17 protein-coding genes and 2 pseudogenes are annotated in these 16,604 nt (G+C 39.3%); 12 read left to right on the forward strand and 7 right to left on the reverse strand.

Going from position 1 to position 16,604, the window contains the following annotated elements:
- Positions 1-19 precede the first annotated feature (19 nt).
- The 5 genes from ABH09_RS10540 to ABH09_RS10560 all read left to right on the forward strand — a co-directional run bounded on the left by ABH09_RS10540 (position 20) and on the right by ABH09_RS10560 (position 5,586).
- The gene (locus ABH09_RS10540) at positions 20-1,135 is read left to right on the forward strand and encodes a zinc ribbon domain-containing protein (protein WP_253714366.1); all 1,116 of its coding nucleotides are present in this window, start codon (positions 20-22) and stop codon (positions 1,133-1,135) included.
- Positions 1,136-1,159: 24 nt separating this feature from the next.
- Positions 1,160-2,491 carry an SPFH domain-containing protein gene (locus tag ABH09_RS10545; RefSeq protein ID WP_253714368.1) on the forward strand — a complete coding sequence of 444 codons (1,332 nt, stop codon included), beginning with the start codon at positions 1,160-1,162 and terminating at the stop codon, positions 2,489-2,491.
- Between the two features lie 26 nt (positions 2,492-2,517).
- Positions 2,518-2,853, forward strand: coding sequence for a hypothetical protein (locus tag ABH09_RS10550; RefSeq protein WP_253714371.1), 336 nt, complete (start codon positions 2,518-2,520; stop codon positions 2,851-2,853).
- Positions 2,854-2,941: 88 nt separating this feature from the next.
- Entirely contained in the window at positions 2,942-3,817 is an 876-nt protein-coding gene (locus ABH09_RS10555; RefSeq protein WP_253714373.1) for a hypothetical protein, read from the forward strand.
- A 14-nt stretch (positions 3,818-3,831) separates the two neighbouring features.
- A complete protein-coding gene (locus ABH09_RS10560; protein ID WP_253714375.1) occupies positions 3,832-5,586 on the forward strand; it encodes a hypothetical protein in 1,755 nt (584 codons plus the stop codon).
- Positions 5,587-5,779: 193 nt separating this feature from the next.
- Here the strand turns inward: ABH09_RS10560 and ABH09_RS10565 are convergent, their stop codons facing one another.
- Entirely contained in the window at positions 5,780-6,946 is a 1,167-nt protein-coding gene (locus tag ABH09_RS10565; RefSeq protein WP_253714376.1) for a leucine-rich repeat domain-containing protein, read from the reverse strand.
- 136 nt (positions 6,947-7,082) lie between these two features.
- Entirely contained in the window at positions 7,083-7,958 is an 876-nt protein-coding gene (locus ABH09_RS10570) for a ketopantoate reductase family protein (protein WP_253714378.1), read from the reverse strand.
- 80 nt (positions 7,959-8,038) lie between these two features.
- On the opposite strand from ABH09_RS10570, the pseudogene ABH09_RS13050 reads away from it, so the two are divergent.
- Both ABH09_RS13050 and ABH09_RS10575 read left to right on the forward strand, forming a co-directional pair.
- Positions 8,039-8,137: pseudogene (locus ABH09_RS13050) on the forward strand (flavodoxin family protein); the annotation flags it as partial.
- 34 nt (positions 8,138-8,171) lie between these two features.
- A complete protein-coding gene (locus ABH09_RS10575) occupies positions 8,172-9,092 on the forward strand; it encodes a restriction endonuclease (protein WP_253714380.1) in 921 nt (306 codons plus the stop codon).
- A gap of 204 nt (positions 9,093-9,296) precedes the next feature.
- Here the strand turns inward: ABH09_RS10575 and ABH09_RS10580 are convergent, their stop codons facing one another.
- The 4 genes from ABH09_RS10580 to ABH09_RS12875 form a co-directional block, all read right to left on the reverse strand.
- Positions 9,297-9,725, reverse strand: a complete 429-nt coding sequence (locus tag ABH09_RS10580) for a type II toxin-antitoxin system VapC family toxin (RefSeq protein ID WP_253714381.1) — start codon at positions 9,723-9,725, stop codon at positions 9,297-9,299.
- Positions 9,722-9,919 (reverse strand): type II toxin-antitoxin system VapB family antitoxin, encoded by a 198-nt coding sequence (locus ABH09_RS10585; protein WP_253714382.1) that lies wholly within the window; start codon positions 9,917-9,919, stop codon positions 9,722-9,724. The genes ABH09_RS10580 and ABH09_RS10585 overlap by 4 nt, the downstream gene beginning before the upstream one ends.
- Before the next feature lie 320 nt (positions 9,920-10,239).
- Positions 10,240-10,833, reverse strand: coding sequence for a hypothetical protein (locus tag ABH09_RS10590; protein ID WP_253714383.1), 594 nt, complete (start codon positions 10,831-10,833; stop codon positions 10,240-10,242).
- Positions 10,834-10,991: 158 nt separating this feature from the next.
- Positions 10,992-11,123, reverse strand: coding sequence for a hypothetical protein (locus ABH09_RS12875; RefSeq protein WP_256481804.1), 132 nt, complete (start codon positions 11,121-11,123; stop codon positions 10,992-10,994).
- A 166-nt stretch (positions 11,124-11,289) separates the two neighbouring features.
- On the opposite strand from ABH09_RS12875, the gene ABH09_RS10595 reads away from it, so the two are divergent.
- Positions 11,290-12,495 carry a hemin-binding protein B gene (locus ABH09_RS10595; protein WP_253714384.1) on the forward strand — a complete coding sequence of 402 codons (1,206 nt, stop codon included), beginning with the start codon at positions 11,290-11,292 and terminating at the stop codon, positions 12,493-12,495.
- Positions 12,496-12,789: 294 nt separating this feature from the next.
- Here the strand turns inward: ABH09_RS10595 and ABH09_RS13055 are convergent.
- Positions 12,790-12,882 (reverse strand): annotated as a pseudogene (locus ABH09_RS13055) (VapC toxin family PIN domain ribonuclease); the annotation flags it as partial.
- Between the two features lie 237 nt (positions 12,883-13,119).
- On the opposite strand from ABH09_RS13055, the gene ABH09_RS10600 reads away from it, so the two are divergent.
- From ABH09_RS10600 to ABH09_RS10615, 4 genes are read left to right on the forward strand one after another with little or no spacing between them, the layout of a single operon-like run.
- Positions 13,120-13,722, forward strand: a complete 603-nt coding sequence (locus ABH09_RS10600) for a TetR/AcrR family transcriptional regulator (protein ID WP_253714385.1) — start codon at positions 13,120-13,122, stop codon at positions 13,720-13,722.
- A 43-nt stretch (positions 13,723-13,765) separates the two neighbouring features.
- Positions 13,766-14,362 carry an MptD family putative ECF transporter S component gene (locus ABH09_RS10605; protein WP_253714386.1) on the forward strand — a complete coding sequence of 199 codons (597 nt, stop codon included), beginning with the start codon at positions 13,766-13,768 and terminating at the stop codon, positions 14,360-14,362.
- On the forward strand, positions 14,359-15,111 hold the full coding sequence (locus ABH09_RS10610; RefSeq protein WP_253714387.1) for an energy-coupling factor transporter transmembrane component T: 753 nt from the start codon (positions 14,359-14,361) through the stop codon (positions 15,109-15,111). Before ABH09_RS10605 ends, ABH09_RS10610 begins: the two co-directional genes overlap by 4 nt.
- Entirely contained in the window at positions 15,108-16,589 is a 1,482-nt protein-coding gene (locus ABH09_RS10615) for an ABC transporter ATP-binding protein (RefSeq protein ID WP_253714390.1), read from the forward strand. The genes ABH09_RS10610 and ABH09_RS10615 overlap by 4 nt, the downstream gene beginning before the upstream one ends.
- The last annotated feature ends 15 nt before the right edge of the window (positions 16,590-16,604 follow it).

A 16,604-nucleotide genomic window follows, 5' to 3' on the forward strand; every position in this document is an offset into this window, starting at 1 on the left:
ATTACTGGAGGAATATAAAATGGAAAGAGAACAGGAATATGTAGGCACAATCCGCAAATGTCCGAATTGCGGTGCAGAGTTACAGAGTTTTACAGGAATTTGTCCAAGTTGTGGACATGAACTGAATGATAATCGCGTGAATGATTCTGTGAAGGATTTTTTCTTAAGACTTGAAGCGGTTGCCTCAAATAAGAATGAAAATGAAATTCAAAGTCTGATAGAGAATTATGTTGTTCCAAATAACAAAGAATCTATTCTTGAATTTTTCGTACTTGCAGCTTCATTGTTAAAAACAAATGTAAATCCTTTTTCACCGAGCGGTAGACGTAATGCACGCTTCAATGAAATGTGGAAAACAAAATTAAACCAACTTTCAATGAAAGCAAAAATTATACTTGCTTCCGATCCTGATGGGGTATCGAAAATCGCAATGATTCAAAAAGAAGTTGATTCAGCAAATGCAAAAGCAAAAAAAGCAAAAATCGGTGTCATTGCGGCAGTCGTTGTTGCAGTTGCGATAATCATAGGTGTAGGAGCCTTTAGTATTGTAGACAGAAAAGGAGCTTTTATTGAAGTTCCAAAAGAGACATTTATTTCTACGGAGAATATAACGCTTACAGGTTCTTTATCAAAATATTTGAAACTCGACGGTGATGGTGTCATGATTTATTGTGACGAAGTACAGGCCCCGACTGTTATTGGAAAAATCGCCGTGAATGGTGATGTTATGGCAGAAATTGACAGGCAATATAAGGAATTTCTTTCTTCAAAAAAATGGAAAAAAGAAGATTGTTCTAAAAAAATATGGTGGGGGACTTGTCTTTTTGACGATAGAGCAGGGAGTTTTTCATTTGATCTTGAATCCGAAAATGGAAATTTTAAAATTATTATTAATTCCTTAAGCAAAGAGTATTTTAGAACTTGGTCAAACCCAATAGGAACAAATAAAACAGAAAAAGACTATAAACAAGCCCTTAAAGCTTTTATGGATGCTAAAATTCATGCAATAGATCTTGACTTAAGAGTAGGTATTACAAATCAACGTATTAAAAATGAAGTTGTAAAATCAGAAGACTATGATTGGCTTACAAATTCCAAAGACGAGCAATACGGAGCTGGTTTTAAGGTAAAATAGAGATAATTAACAGGAGTAAACCGAATGTCCATATTCAAGAAAAAACACGAAGGCGGTTTAATGGATGTTATCCGTTGTGATGAGCCGACATATTTGATTTGGAAATGGAGACCTAAGGGAGCGGAAGAAGCGAATTCTACAAAAAAAGAGAACGCAATCCGCTACGGTTCAAGTCTGCGTGTGAAAGACGGTGAAGTCGCTGTCTTCGTCTATCACCAAAAAGACGGCACAATGCAGGACTATATTGAAGGACCTTATGATAACACAATTAAAACAGCGAACTTTCCTATCCTTACCTCAATTGTCGGTGCGGCATTCGGCGGGGCGAGCCCTTTTCAAGCGGAAATTTATTTTATAAACCTTGCAGGAATTATTCAGGTAAAATTCGGCGTTCCGTTTTTTGATGTAGCTGATGCACGCAATACTAATTTTACCGTTCCCGTTGCGGTCCGTGGTTCTATCAATTTTAGAGTTACAAATTACAAAGAGTTCATAAAACTTCACAGGCTTATTGACTTTGACCTTGAGACTTTTAAATTGCAGATTCGGGATGCTGTTTGCCAATATATAAAATCTATTGTTACAAATATCCCGTTTGATACAGGAATTCCCGTAATTCATCTTGAACGAAAGATTTTTGAAGTCAGTAGTGTTTTGCAGCCGATTTTAAAACAGCGGCTTGAAAGTGAGTTCGGTGTTACAACAAGTTCAGTTGATATAAGCGATATTGAACTTGATAAATCAAGCGAAGGTTATCGTGAATTAAAAGCTGTTACAACAGACATCATAAGCGAGCAGGAAAAAGCAAAAAGTGCTATCAATATTCGCCAGATGGAAGGTATGGCGGAAATCAACATGGAAGAGTACCAGCGGGAAAGACGGCTCGGAACGGAAAGTTCAAATCTTGCGGCTCATCAGATTGACCAGCAGACACGAGTCGGCATTGCAGGAGCGGAAGCACTTGGAAAGATGGGAGCGGCAGGCGGTATCGGCATAAACCTTGGCAACGGCGGCGGTTTTAATCCGGCAGGCATGATGGCAGGAATGGCTATGGGAAGTGCAATCGGGCAGAATATGGCCGGAATGATGCACGGCGCTTTGGGCGGATTGAGTCAGCCGGTTCCGCCGCCTCCGCCGCAAGTAAGTCAATACAATGTTGCGGTAAACGGACAGACAACAGGCCCCTATACGGTTGCAACACTTTCTCAAATGGCGGCAAGCGGACAGTTTACGCGCGAAAGTCTTGTTTGGAAAGCCGGTATGGCAAACTGGATGACAGCCGGAAACGTGCCTGAACTGTCGGCAATTTTCGGTCAAAATACTCCGCCGATTCCGCCTGTACCGCCGATGAGTTAAACGGGTCATAGTATGGAGAAAACTTTATGAAAATAAATTGGATTCTAGTTTTGATTTCACTCGGGATTTCCGCATTTGCAGGCTATGGTTTTTTTTCAGGAACAGGGAATATGCTTCTTACTGTCGGAAGCGGAGTTTTTCTTTTTGCCACTCTGCTCGGAATGTTTGGGATTTCTTTTGGAAGAGGAAGTGCGAATATAAAAATTTTTTCGGGCATTTTCCTTGTGTTGGCACTCGTTGAACATTTGATTTTTGTTTTTTCAGGATTTAGACAAACTGCGTACATAGTCATAACAGGTATTTTATTTCTGCTTTATCTTTTGATTTTCTACGGAATTGTAAAAGCATTGAAAGAAGAATGAATGAAGCAAATTGTATCATAACACAAAAATCGAAAATCACAAACCTCGCATTTCTTACTGAACACATCGGTGAGAGCCGTTTTTCAGTATGGGAACTAAAAAACAAATGACACAAGACGACACCGGTTTTTTATGGCAAAACCTTGCACGATACAAGCGGGCAAAAGAACGCGGGCATAAATCGGCTGAGCGTTTTCTTGATGAAACGTATGAAAATTTCGGCTTTTTCGGAACCCTCATGCACAAAACGCAGAGCGGGCTTGCCGCACATATACTATTTGATGACGAAAACGCTTTTCTTCGTTTTTGCGGAAACTCTATCGCACTGTTGCGTAAAGATTGGCAAGACGGTATGACATGGGAAGAACAGCATACGGCAGTTACGGTAGAGGAAAATCCTCAGTTCGTGCATGTGCTTGATTTAGCCGATATTTCGGCATTTTCTCTTACGGAAAAAGAAAAAAATGATATAAAGACTTTTATCCGTTTGAATTGGCGATTGATCCGTCAGCTCGGAACGACAGATAATCCCGAATGCCCCGATTTCATCGATGCATTTGATTTTTCACTCCGCCGGTTCGTACAATCCCTTGAAAAAATGAAGATCCGCGGTATCAGCGTATTCGCAAAACCGGATGATGGTTTGCCGTTTTCACTATTCACAGGCATAAAAGATATCGGCGGCAATCTTCGCGAGTTCCACAAGGGAAACTTTGAAATCCCTCATGCTTATATCTACAGTGCAGACGGTTCTCTCGCTTCGCGTTTCCGTATTGACTCTCAGGATATCCCCGAAAAACTTTCAACGCTGTATAAAACCGATATGCCGCTCGGAAAATACGAAGCTCAAATTATTGCATGGGCAAAAAAATCACCGGCACGGATGATTGAAGAAAACTGCCATACAAATTGGGATTCAATGCGAGCTGCATGGCAGAATTCTTTTGAAGAAATGTATTCATAAAAGGAAACTTAATTATGTCAGAACATAGTAAGGAAAGAAAAATGCAGGAAAAAAATCAATGCTCCATTATTACCTACTCCATGACAATCGCAAAATTCTCTTCGATTCAACAAGCGATAGACTCCGTTCCGGAAAATGGAATGCTCAAACTTGAGGCGGGCATTTTTAAAGGTTCTTTCACGGTGAAATCAAAAATCACGATTGAAGGCAGCGGATTTTCTGAAACGGATGCTTTTTTAGAAAATTTACAAACAGTCATCATAGTTCCTGATGATGAAAAGATTTCCGTTCAAAGTGCAGCGGTTGTAAAAGGAATTATTTTTGTCGGTGAAAAATTTTATGAAGAGCATAAAGAAGACTTTTGGGCAGAAACGGCGGTCTTTATTCCTGATGGATATATAAAGTACGTGGATCAAGAACGCAATAAAAAAGCAAACGAGATTCACGAAAAACTTCAAAAAGAATTTCAACAATTTTCAGACACCAACGGCAGAGATACTTTGTATGACGCACTTGATGAAAACCCGTCTGAATCTTTGCTGAACATAGCTACAGACGGATCAAAATTGAACAGTGTTTTGGTGATTGGTTCTTCGAATTGCGGAATTTCCGTATCCGGACAAGCAGAATTTTCGGGAGTTTTTGCATTCAAAAACAGATTTTCAAATCTTTTTATATTTAAAGCTGGAGAAGTTTATTTTTCATCTGCCGTAAATAAAGTAAATTTTTTTTCCTATTCTTATAGAGAATACGGGGTTTGTGGCTTCGGGAAAATCGCCGTTTCCGAAGATGTATCAATTTATGCTGTTGGCAATATGCTTGAAGGTTTTTATTTGACAAGTTCTGTGAATGTAGAAAAAAGATTCGGACATTTTTCTGCTTATAAGAATTTTGGCGGTGGGATATATCTTTGCGATGAAGCATTGATGAATGTAAAATCAATCTATTCGAAAGCAAATGGAGATGATGGTATTTGCCTTAACGGAAAAGTAAAAATACAAGTCGAAAGTATAAGTACATACAATAATAGGGGACACGGAATAATTCTTTTTCAGAATTCTGAGCTTTTCACAGGGCTAATTACTTCTCACAATAATTCGGGGGCAGGAATCGGTATCACAGAGAATGCAAGATTAGAAAGCAATGATAAAGTTTTTATTTCCGGAAACGATGGGAGAGCGGGAGGTTTTGCACTCCAAGGAAATGCAATCGTCAAGATATTTAGTTTGAATGCGACAAAGCACAAATGCTCAGTCAAAATAAAAAACAATGCGAAATTGTTTATTTACGGAAGCAAGTCCGAAATCTACGATGACGAGGATTGCCTTATGGATATTGATGATAGTGCAAAAGCAGAATTGAGCAATGTCCGTTTTTTTCATGAAGAAGAAGAGAGCGGATATATCACTCATGCTGATGAATGCAGCGGTCACATTTTTATTTCGGCAAACGCAAGTGTAAAATTATCAGGCTGCTATTTTTATAATTTTCCCTACGAAAACCCCATCATCTATATTTCCGACTCTTCAAAACTAAAATGCAAAGATTGCTATTTCGGTTTTTCACCAAACAAAGATACCTATTACGGACAGGTAAAAAAGATAAAAAGTATAATTCGTGCGACGGGAAAGTCAACAGTAAAAATTGAAGACACAAGAGAGTGTTTTTACGCAAACAAATATTTTATTACGGCGGAAAAGTCTTCAAAAATTGAAACAGATGCAGGAGAAGTAAGATTCATAAACCCTAAAAAGAAACCGACCAAATAATGATTCGTGCGGAGGGGTCAATACCTGCCGTTCCTCGGCGTTGGTTCTTCAATCACTTCTAAGCCGTTTAAATATGCAAACTTAATTAATGTTAGACTTATTGGGTTATGATAATACGGTATCAAAATTAAAAGATATTATCAAAGACAATAACCTTAACATTATTGTCACTCATTACAAATTATCAAATAAGCTACAGCTTCTGCTTAACGATAATTTGCTCATCGCGTATACCGCTGCCGCAATCTCTTAGCAAGTTTTTTACCGATTCACTTGAAACAATAAAGTGCGCATCAAGATTAATATCAGTAAATGCATCCTCACTAATCGCGGTAACGCTATCCGGTATCACAACGCTTGTTAAAGAGGTACAGCCGTAAAATGCTGCCCAGCAAATCTCTCTAACACTGTCAGGTATAGTAATATTTGTTAAAGAAATACAGCAGGAAAAAGCCTCCTCGCCAATTTCGGTAATACTGCGAGGTAGTACAACACTTGTGAGCGAACTACAATTATGAAAAATCTCCTCCCGTATTTTTGTCACGCTATCCGGTATCACAATGCCGGTTAAGCCGGTACAGCCGGAAAACGCTCGATTACCGATTTCAGTAACACTAACCGGTATTGCAATACTTGTCAAAGAGCAGCAGTCGGCAAATGCATCCGCAATAATCTCAGTCACACTATCAGGGATGATAATACCGCCTTGTAAACCTGCAGCAGCAGCGATCAGTGTTGTCTTGTCCTTTGTATACAGGATATTATTTTCACTGCAATACACCGTATTTGCATTATCAACGGTAAGATGTATTAAACCGGCGCAGCTCCCAAAAGCTCGCCCTCCAATCTCCGTAACACGCGCTGGAATCACAACATGTGTTAAAGCAGTACATAAGATAAACGCCTCCCAGCCAATTTCAGTAACAGAGTCAGGTATTACAATATTTGTGAGGGAAGTGCAGCAGCTAAATGCCGACCAGTCAATCTTAGTAACACTGTCAGGAAGCTCAACACGTGTTAAAGAACTACAGCGGAAAAACATCTTCCAACTAATTTCAGTAATACTGTCGGGTATTGTTACGCTTGTTAAAGAACTGCACTCATTAAAAACTCCGCCGCCGATTTTTGTAACGCTGTTCGGTATCACAACATGTGTTAAACCGGTACAGCCGGAAAATACTTCTTCGCCAATTTCAGTAACACTATCGGGAAGAACCAGACTGCCTACTAACTTGTTTTTATCAACTACGGAGATTAGTGTCCCATCTCTTATGTTCAGCAGTTTGAGATTTGTTTTTTCTTCTGCCGTCAAGGGCAATTCATCTACGCTTACAATATCGTCTTTATTGGTAGCGGGCATATCACACTCCATCGCAAATAAGTTTAAGGGAAACTTCTTAAAAACGGATTCGCAATCCGCCTTAGCGGATATGATAAACCGTTTCCTTGCAGAACAAGCCGATAGGTTTGCTGCTTTTAGAAGTTTTTCCGTATATTTATTCCTCTTCAAGATACCGATAAAATTGTACATGCAGCCGATTCATTTCATCGGGAGCTTTCATTGAGTGCCGGTACATAAACATATATCCGAAACGGCTTTTGAAAATGAGCGTAAAAATATGCTGTAATATCCGAACGGGCAAAAGCCTTAAAAGATACATCTTCGGCGGAGAAAGGTTTATGCCGGAATGGTACAGCGTTTGAAGGTTCTTTTTGATTTGCCGTACGGTTTCATTCATAATGCTCGATTCTTTCCAAACCGTTTCCGGATTTTTTGCTTTGTAATACGCATCGGCAATCGGAACAACCAGCGCCAGATGACAGAGTTGCCAGCAGTGCATATCTTTTACAATCTCATGCGGTATGTTCGATGCGGTAAAAAGAGCGGCTAATTTTTTCAAACGTTCGGATTTATTTCCATTGATTTCGGCAAAGGTCGTAAGTTGAATAATACGCGGCGTAAAGTCCGCTTTAAGGATGCCGTTTTCATAACTGCCGCCTGCACCCGGAAATGCCGGTATAATACGTCCTGTTCCGCAAATACGTTCCCAATTATCGTACGGTTCAAGCGTATTGACCATTGTAACAATATTCGGACTGATATTGTGCTTCAACTCTTGTAACGCCGTATGTACTTGATTTTCCTTTACCGTTAGAAAAATAAAATCATACCAATCATCTTTTTCCAATGTACCGATAACGGTAACATTTGCTCTATGAATTTTGCCGTTATTCTCATACTGTAGACCGAGAGTTCTCAGTGCTTTAAGCCTTTCCCCTCGCGCGTACACCGTGGTGTTATATCCTGCTTCAGCAAACGCAGCGGCATACAAACTGCCGATTACACCTGCACCGTAGATTAAGATTTTCATTTTACTACCTGTCTAATAGCCGCACAGTTTTCAGTTTTCTATCATCAGTATAGAACATTTTTATCTTTGATGGTATGCTCATAGACAGCAACGCTGGATATAGCGAAGCTGCACGGCAAGAGGTAGAACAGAGCGCACGGGACTATTTAGCTTGGTTGGATGCACTGCAACAAGCGTAAAGTGTTTCTTAATATCAATTACATTAGGAGGGATATGATGGCAATTCCAACGTATGAAGAGTGCATGTTACCGCTTATGAAAATTGCAGAAGATGGTAAAGAGCATTTATTTAGAGAAGCTACTGACGCATTGATAAATCAATTTAATTTAACTGAGAAAGAAAAACAAGAATTGCTACCAAGCGGATCAGCATTTGTTATTAATAATAGAATTGGATGGGCAAGAACATATTTAACAAAAGCAGGTTTGTTACTCAAAACGAAGAGAGGTTATTTTCGCATATCAGAAGAAGGAAAAAAACTCTTGCAAAAGGAGCCTGCATTTATCAATACTAAAATGCTCAAAGAATATGATGCTTTTAATGAATTCCAGACGACAAAAGAGACTGATAATTCTGAAAATAATAAAACCGAACATAATATTCAACAAAGCATTACTCCGCATGAATTGCTTGAAAGCGGTTATCTCAGTATAAAAAACGAATTAGCAGATGAGTTATTGTCTACCATTAAAAATATCAGCCCTTCAAAATTTGAAAAACTAGTGATTGATTTATTGGTTAAGATGGGATACGGCGGTTCAATCAAAGAAGCAGCCACGGTAGTTGGAAAGTCCGGCGATGAAGGAATTGATGGCATCATTAAAGAAGATAAGTTAGGCCTTGATGTTATTTACATTCAAGCAAAAAAATGGGATAGCGGTACTATCGGACGCCCCGAAATACAAAAGTTTGCAGGGGCATTGTTAGGAAAAAAAGCGAAAAAGGGGATATTTATTACTACCTCAACATTTACAAACGAAGCAAAGAAATATGTTACCGATATTGATGCAAAAATAATACTGCTTGACGGAAAACAATTGACCGAATTAATGATAGAAAATAATCTTGGCGTAAGCACACAAGATGTTTATACAATAAAACGGATTGATTCGGATTATTTTGAAGAGAATTAATATTTAGGGCATCCTGAGTCTTCTTTCTCTAGCGGTATGGAATTTCTGTCATTCCAAAATATCCACATTTCAAAACCGGTAATGTCAGCAAGCTGCTGTAATGATTGTATCATATACACATCTTTATTGTATTTTAAATAATATCAAAACAGAATCATTTCTGTTACCTCCGTATCATCACGATAAACGATGCCGATTTCTTATTTATGGCAATCTACCTCCTATATCATTTACCAATTCAATATCGATGTATTTCCGATACTGCTCAAAGTCTTTATCTAATGTAAATATCAAGAAATCATTATTATGAGCAACGCTGCATATCAAATGATCGATATGTGATCCCTGTATGCCATTACTTCTACATATATTATAATATGCTGCCGCTTGTTCATAATCTTCGGTAGTAATTTCAAAATCGGGAAAGGCTTTTAAGGCTTCCTGTAATTTTCTAAATTTATGCTCATCAGATATACCGCTCAAGATTTCTTGCCGTATTGGACCGATCATAATCGCATAATGATTACGGATGAGAAATGTAAGATATTCTATCAATTGTTTGTCATGACTATCCGGACGCTTTTTTCTAAAGGCAAGCGACCATACGGACGTATCAACTAATACAAACTTCATCGTGATCGCATCTTCTTATAATTATAAGAAGGATGATATTCAATTTTTCCGAATAACTGTATAAGTTCTTCAGATTTTCGCCGTTCAATAAACTCTTCAAGCGCTGTGTTTACCGTTTCTTTTTTTGTACTGTATCCGCCGATTTTATAAGCGGTATTGAGTAATTCTTTATTTATTGCAAGATTTGTTGCCATAGCCTTTACCTCAGTGCTTATTCTACACATACTATTGTGTAGAATCAAGTAGCTAAAATTCCTGAGTATCCCGTATTTATAGTTTCTGCATAATTTCACAAACTCACAATTAACTCATAAGCCGGTAATATCCGTATTTTTTAATTTTGCTCTTTCAAAGCGGTAATCGATGCCATATCTGTGCCATACACCGTATGTTTTTGTATTGATCTTTCTGTATAGTTTTTTCTTTTTGTTATTGGACATTGTTATTCATCACCATTTAATAACTGATTGGTAGGCTTCTTTAAAGCACTGCAAAAATACTTATTGTTTTGTATTTAAAGTCCCTTTAAGTAACAATTGAAATAATCTTTTTCTCTATAGATTTTTACATTCGAAAAATTTTTTAACCCGGTCTTTCGGTAATTTTGTATTTTGCCGCTACTATCTATGTAGCTGTGATTTATCACTTCGGCAATATCTGAAAAATTATAATTTTCGGGAAGATCAAAAAAAGCGAATGAAAAGGCTGTGCCGAAATTAAAATAATTTCCGTCACGCATTTTCACAACAAACCCCGTCCAGCTCATTAACGTTTCGCCTCTTATTTGCTTTAATATTTCTATCGGAAAAGAATACCGGCTTCTTTCTATTCTTACTATTTTTTTAGAGTCTATGATATTATGTTCTATACAAAAATGACTTACGATTTTCCTGTAAGGATTCTCCTCATTATTGAGAAAAATTTTATTTTCTTTTTCGAATCTTCTTATCGCTAAATCTATATATGTATCCGCACACGAAAATTTTACGCATGGAATAATCACATTGTCTCTTAAAACCACAGACGCTCGATATATACATCCATATATATCATCCACTACCGGTTCGATATTCATTTTTAAAAATGTAATTATTTCTTTTTCATTCATATTCAATTCCCTCGTTCTTTCTATCCGATAATCAATTCTCCAATGTATTTTAAAGAATATTAAAATGCAATTGTTTCCGGCACTTGCGTATCATCACGATACACAATGCAGATTTCATATTTACGAAAACTTATATCATTTACCAATTCAATATCAACCTACCCTGACGCCCCCCAATGCATAAATCCGATCCGTGCATTTCGAAGTCCTACATCTTCAAAATAATATTTTATCGGAGTACCGATATATTTTCTTCCCTTTGCATCAAAGCGATGAGCCGCATGTATCATAAACGCATCTTCTAATTCCTGCAATCACCTTAATCATTCCGTTATGCATACGGAAGATTTTATCGATTCGGCATATTCTACCATTCCGATTATTCGGTTGCGATACCATTGACATTTTTGATTGTTTGCGCCACTATCCCTACCCTTGTATTTTACGGAGGTTTTTATGACATCTAAAAAGTGTTTACAGGCAGCGATAGGTGCTGCTCTGTTGTCGGTGTGTCTGCTTGCAGGCTGTGTCAGTGTTCCTGCTACCGCGGTATCGGATACTGCAGCAGCTTCAGAACTTGCTGTTATGAAAGGTTCATGGCAACCCCTCAGCCGTTTTGAAGATGATGCTGTTTTGCAGGATGTATACGCTAAAAATGCTGCTGCAATGCCGTACTATAGTGAAGGCGGATTAAAAGCAGCGGTACATTATGCGGTGGCGGCGCCCGTGATAAAAGCTGTTTTTGACGGTTCAAATACGGTAGCGTTTACTGTACGTACTGCCGACGGTTCTGAGAAAGAGGTTTTGTGTGAATATACCTTTAAAGGTACACGCCCTATGGTTGAAGATTCGACTCGCAATTGGCTCACATTTGAAGCGGTAAAACCAATTCAAGAATTAAAGAATCTGCGCTATTTTGTTGTTACGGCTCCTCAAGTTGATAAAAAAACCGGAATAAAATCATTTGATGCCCGCTTCGGCAAATGGGGCATTCGATCGCTGGTACATGGGGATCCTTTGAAGCGAGCTCCTTTTGTAGAAGCAAATCTTCCAAAAGAAGAGGTACTTAAACAGTTTACGGCTGTTATCAATACAGTGGCAGCAGAAAAATTACCCAAAGAGCCGCTTGCGTTATATAATGGCAAATGGGTAAATTCAGTTACCGTTTGCGAAGATCCGCGCCCCGCTATTCAAAATGTTTACACGCAATTGATTAAAGAATTTGCCGGACAAAATCCGAAGGGCGGTGATTATACAAAAGAAGATATTATGGCACTGGTGTACAAGACATTCGGTACCGCCGATGATTTTACTCATATTGAATTTGTTGCAGGAAATGGTAAAAATGAGATTATCGTATGGAAAGGCAATAAAGAAGTCAGCCGCAGTTCATATATACAAGATAGTGCACATGCCGCACATCCGGCATATCGTGCATTTTCCGCTACTGATCCTTCATTTAAAGGCAAGTTGGCTCATTTTGCAATTACCATTCCCCACGCTGTCCCACCTCACATGCATTTCTGGTACGGGACTTCCGTCGAAGAAGCCGCAAAAATGAAGAGCGCTCCTACCTGTATACGTGCTGATGTATCTGAAGACGAGATGGTGCAGCATGTCCTTGATAGCTGCCGGAGCTTTTTAAAAGGTTCTATGCATTAATTAAAACGGAGCTGTATTACCGATGGCAAAAACAACTAATTTTTGCCATCGGCAGGAGTATTGAAAACGCTCCGCACGGATAAACAACGAAAATACAGTCACATAAGGATTCTATACTTTAAACTGATTAATAGTCGCATTCTTGACTCCAAAGAAGCTTCATAGAGTTTCATTTATAATTCCTGTCTAATAGCCGTACAGTTTTCCGATCTGGTTATACATTGTAAGTTTTGCTTTCATAATTTATCCTAAAAATCTCGTGTCGTATCAGAAATTTCCAATTCCATTGCCTAATTATGTTTTCCAGTTTTCTAATTCTAATAATGGAATATTTTTAAAATGCTTTGTATTATTCGTTACTAAAGTCAAATCATTGTAAATTGCCGTCGGACTTGTAACATTGCCATACTATGCCTCCATATCTACTATACGGCAAGTAGTATGAAAAAACAAGCAAAGCTCATGATTTCTTTTTCACGCTATTATCTGATAAAAACAAATGTGACTTCTTGACTTTTTCTCTCGTTCGGTGCATTATAGACAGACACTCGTTCTGCGAGTGTTTTTTTTCTTTGTATGGTTAGCCTCATCTAACATGTAAAACAAAACCGAAGGAGCTGATTTTTGAAGCGTAACAGCAAAAAACCTGAAGTCCGTAAACAGGAATTGATTGAAATTGCGGCAAAGCTCTTTGCAGAAAAAGGATATGAGGCGGTATCTGTACGAGATATTCTTGATGTTGTTGACGGTGCTCCCGGTATGTTTTATTACTATTTTAAGTCAAAGCAAGATATTTACGTTGCAGCTATGGAGCAATACATTTCCGAACGCTTGGAACGAAAGTGCCGGATACTGGAAGACGATACCGTTCCGTTTTCTAAAAAACTCGCTGCGTTTCGTAGTATGATTCGGGAAGATATTAGCGGGTATACGAAGCGGTTTATACCAAACGGCGATGTGTCCATTTCAGATGCTTCGTATAAAATTTGGGATTTTCTCCAAATGTTAAACCGCATGATTAAACCGTATGCCAAGTTTCTTTTGCAGGCATATAATGACGGCCATTTATCCGATAGGCTAAAACTGACGAAAGAAAATGCGGAACTGTTTGCGACATTTATACTCTACGGTTCGTGGGGAACTATCTATAACGGAAAGTTTACCAAGAGCGCTCAAAACTTCACGATGGAGGATGTAATAGCAGTTACCGACAAACTATTGCAATAAATAATAAGGGTGAATATCTATAATTATATATAAGGAGTTTTTTATGGACAATCAAAAAAACACAAAGTCTTCCAGAGGAGCGATTGCCGCAGGTCTTTTTATCGCGCTCTATTTGGTAATCTTCGTCATCATCGGCGTGATTTGTATGCCTATTGCAGTACTTTTCTTGCTGATGCCGGAACTGCTGGCTTTCTTTGCAGCGCCGGTCTACCATACGATGCTGACAAAGGCGCCCGGGTGGATTTCGATCTTTCTTGCGGCGGTCATTCCCAGTCTGGTTTTAATTGCCACCGGGCATATCCCCATTGCGCCGTTGGTTTCCGTTCCGGCCGGTCTTATTGCCGTACTGTTATCAAAGAAAGGCCAATACAAAAGCTTTAAGTGGAACACAATCAGCCACATGGTTTTTTCTTTAAATGTATTCGGAGGCTTTCTCCCTATTTGGTTTATGCGGGAGTATTTTTTTCAGCGTACGCTTAAAGGCGGCATGAGCCAAGCGTTTGTCGATACTGTCCGCTTGCTTACCCCATGGTGGGGGCTTCTCGTTATGATGATTGCAACAGCGCTCTGTTCACTGCTCGGTTCTTTGTTCACAAAAAAAGTATTGCATAAACGTTTGGAAAAAGCAGGTATTGTATGAAGCATTCTGCGGGCGGACTCTATACAACAAAACGGCAGAATAACGGATTAGTGTTTGATCCCAGAACTAAATTGATATTACTGATTGAATTTGATATTCTAATGTTTTTAGGCCGCTCGCTATTCTATGAAATGGGCGTGTTCTTACTGTGTTCCCTCATTCTTGCGGTCGGAGGACACCGGAGAAACTCAATCAAGTGCATCGGCATCTTTGCAGTCTGCGCCGCTATCGAACAACTGATACACCCCTATATGTCTCATTCTTTGATTTCGCTGGTTTACTTTGCCGTTGCACTTGTACGCAAGGTTTTACCGATTTTTATTTTAACAAAGTGGTCTGTTGAAACAACAAAGGTGAGCGCTTTTGTAGCGGCACTGTGGAAGATGCGCCTTCCAAAAAATATGATTATAACCGGCTCCGTAATTTTTCGCTGCTTCCCTACCATTCGGGAAGAATGGACTGCAATTCAATCCGCGATGCGTATGCGGGGCATTGAATGTAATGCGCGGAGTCTTTTATTCAAACCGTCGGAAACGATTACGTATATATTGATTCCCCTTTTTATTTCAATCTTGAACATCAGCGATGAACTGGCAGCCGCGGCATTATGCAGGGGGCTTGATAATCCGGGCACACATACTTGTATGACGGAGATAGGTTTCAAGCGGCAGGACGTAGCGCTTTTGATTCTTGTTACAGGTATTTTTGCCGGTATGTGCATTGTTAGAATACTGGGAGTGAGGCTATGATCCATATTCAAAATGTTTCTTTTACGTATGAACAAGCGGATACGCCAAGCCTCAAAAATATCAACCTCTCTGTTAAAACAGGCGAATGCGTCTTGCTCTGCGGAAAAAGCGGGTGCGGAAAAACCACGCTGATACGGCTCCTCTGCGGTATGCTGCCTGACTTTTATAACGGAGCTTTTACAGGCAGTGTGTCGGTGAAAGGAATTGATCCCGTTACCGCACCGATGTATGAGATTGCAAAAACGGTCGGTACCGTTTTTCAAAATCCGCGTACACAGTTTTACACCGTTAATACGACAAGTGAAATTGCATTCGGATGTGAAAATTTCGGAATGGAGCCGAAACTCATTCAAGATAGAGTATATGAAACCGCCGATGCGCTGCATATAAACTCGCTCCTTGACCGAAACATTTTTCAACTTTCAGGCGGAGAAAAACAAAAAATCGCATTCGCGAGTATTTATGCCGTTAATCCCGATATTTATGTCTTGGATGAACCTTCTTCCAATTTGGACAATCACGCCATCAATGAATTGCAATCGATGCTGCAATTTTTAAAATCGCACGGAAAAACCATCGTCATCGCGGAACACCGAATCCGGTATCTCAAAGAATTGGCGGATCGTGCGGTATATATGAAAGAAGGACAAATTGAAAAAGAATACACCATGCAGGAATTGGATTCTATGTCGATTGCAGAACGGATGGAAACCGGTATACGGCCCGTTTCGTTAGGCGGTTTTTCTTCTATTATGAAAGAGCAGAGCGAAAGCAGCGGAGATATCGGAGCCGATGCCTCAATACAAATGAAAGACGTTTCTTTTTCTTATACGAAATATACGGAAACACCTTCACTCTTTATACCGGAGGCATATTTTCCGGCAGGAACCGTCATTGCGGTTACCGGAAACAATGGAGCGGGAAAATCGACGTTGGTTTCAATGATAGGCGGATTATTAAAAAACAAGAAAGGCACTATTCGAATAAACGGCAACATTCAATCGGCAAAAGAACGCTTATTCGTGAGCTATATGGTGATGCAGGAAGTAAATCATCAGTTGTTTACGGACAGTGTAAAGGAAGAAATTGTGCTTGGCGTTAAAAATCCGGACGAGGAGGCATTGCATACCGTTTTGACCAAGATGGATATAGAGCGTTTAAAAGATCGCCATCCTATGACGTTATCCGGCGGACAAAAACAACGTGTCGCGATTGCGGCAGCGGTCTTTTGCAAAAAGAAAATTTTGATCTTTGATGAACCGACAAGTGGTCTTGACTTCTTTCACATGATGCAAACGGCAGAACTCATTAAAACACTGAAAGCCGATGACACCTATATATTTGTCATTACGCACGATTATGAATTGATTGCGGCGGCCTGTGATATCGCCGTTGAAGTGAAAAACGGCCGCATTGAATCGCAGTACGTATTGAATACGTCGGGATTTGAGCGATTACAGAACACTATGTTTTCGTGAGGTGATGAGAAACCA

Origin of the sequence: Treponema sp. OMZ 803 (assembly GCF_024181165.1) — a bacterium.
Classification (GTDB): Bacteria; Spirochaetota; Spirochaetia; order Treponematales; family Treponemataceae; genus Treponema.

Coding starts and splice junctions, on each gene's coding strand:
- ABH09_RS10595 (WP_253714384.1), top strand. CDS start 11,290: ATGACATCTAAAAAGTGTTTACAGGCAGCGATAGGTGCTGCTCTGTTG.
- ABH09_RS12875 (WP_256481804.1), bottom strand. CDS start 11,123: ATGATACATGCGGCTCATCGCTTTGATGCAAAGGGAAGAAAATATATC.
- ABH09_RS10550 (WP_253714371.1), top strand. CDS start 2,518: ATGAAAATAAATTGGATTCTAGTTTTGATTTCACTCGGGATTTCCGCA.
- ABH09_RS10560 (WP_253714375.1), top strand. CDS start 3,832: ATGTCAGAACATAGTAAGGAAAGAAAAATGCAGGAAAAAAATCAATGC.
- ABH09_RS10570 (WP_253714378.1), bottom strand. CDS start 7,958: ATGAAAATCTTAATCTACGGTGCAGGTGTAATCGGCAGTTTGTATGCC.
- ABH09_RS10585 (WP_253714382.1), bottom strand. CDS start 9,919: ATGGCAACAAATCTTGCAATAAATAAAGAATTACTCAATACCGCTTAT.
- ABH09_RS10580 (WP_253714381.1), bottom strand. CDS start 9,725: ATGAAGTTTGTATTAGTTGATACGTCCGTATGGTCGCTTGCCTTTAGA.
- ABH09_RS10590 (WP_253714383.1), bottom strand. CDS start 10,833: ATGAATGAAAAAGAAATAATTACATTTTTAAAAATGAATATCGAACCG.
- ABH09_RS10575 (WP_253714380.1), top strand. CDS start 8,172: ATGATGGCAATTCCAACGTATGAAGAGTGCATGTTACCGCTTATGAAA.
- ABH09_RS10540 (WP_253714366.1), top strand. CDS start 20: ATGGAAAGAGAACAGGAATATGTAGGCACAATCCGCAAATGTCCGAAT.
- ABH09_RS10545 (WP_253714368.1), top strand. CDS start 1,160: ATGTCCATATTCAAGAAAAAACACGAAGGCGGTTTAATGGATGTTATC.
- ABH09_RS10615 (WP_253714390.1), top strand. CDS start 15,108: ATGATCCATATTCAAAATGTTTCTTTTACGTATGAACAAGCGGATACG.
- ABH09_RS10555 (WP_253714373.1), top strand. CDS start 2,942: ATGGGAACTAAAAAACAAATGACACAAGACGACACCGGTTTTTTATGG.
- ABH09_RS10565 (WP_253714376.1), bottom strand. CDS start 6,946: ATGCCCGCTACCAATAAAGACGATATTGTAAGCGTAGATGAATTGCCC.
- ABH09_RS10610 (WP_253714387.1), top strand. CDS start 14,359: ATGAAGCATTCTGCGGGCGGACTCTATACAACAAAACGGCAGAATAAC.
- ABH09_RS10605 (WP_253714386.1), top strand. CDS start 13,766: ATGGACAATCAAAAAAACACAAAGTCTTCCAGAGGAGCGATTGCCGCA.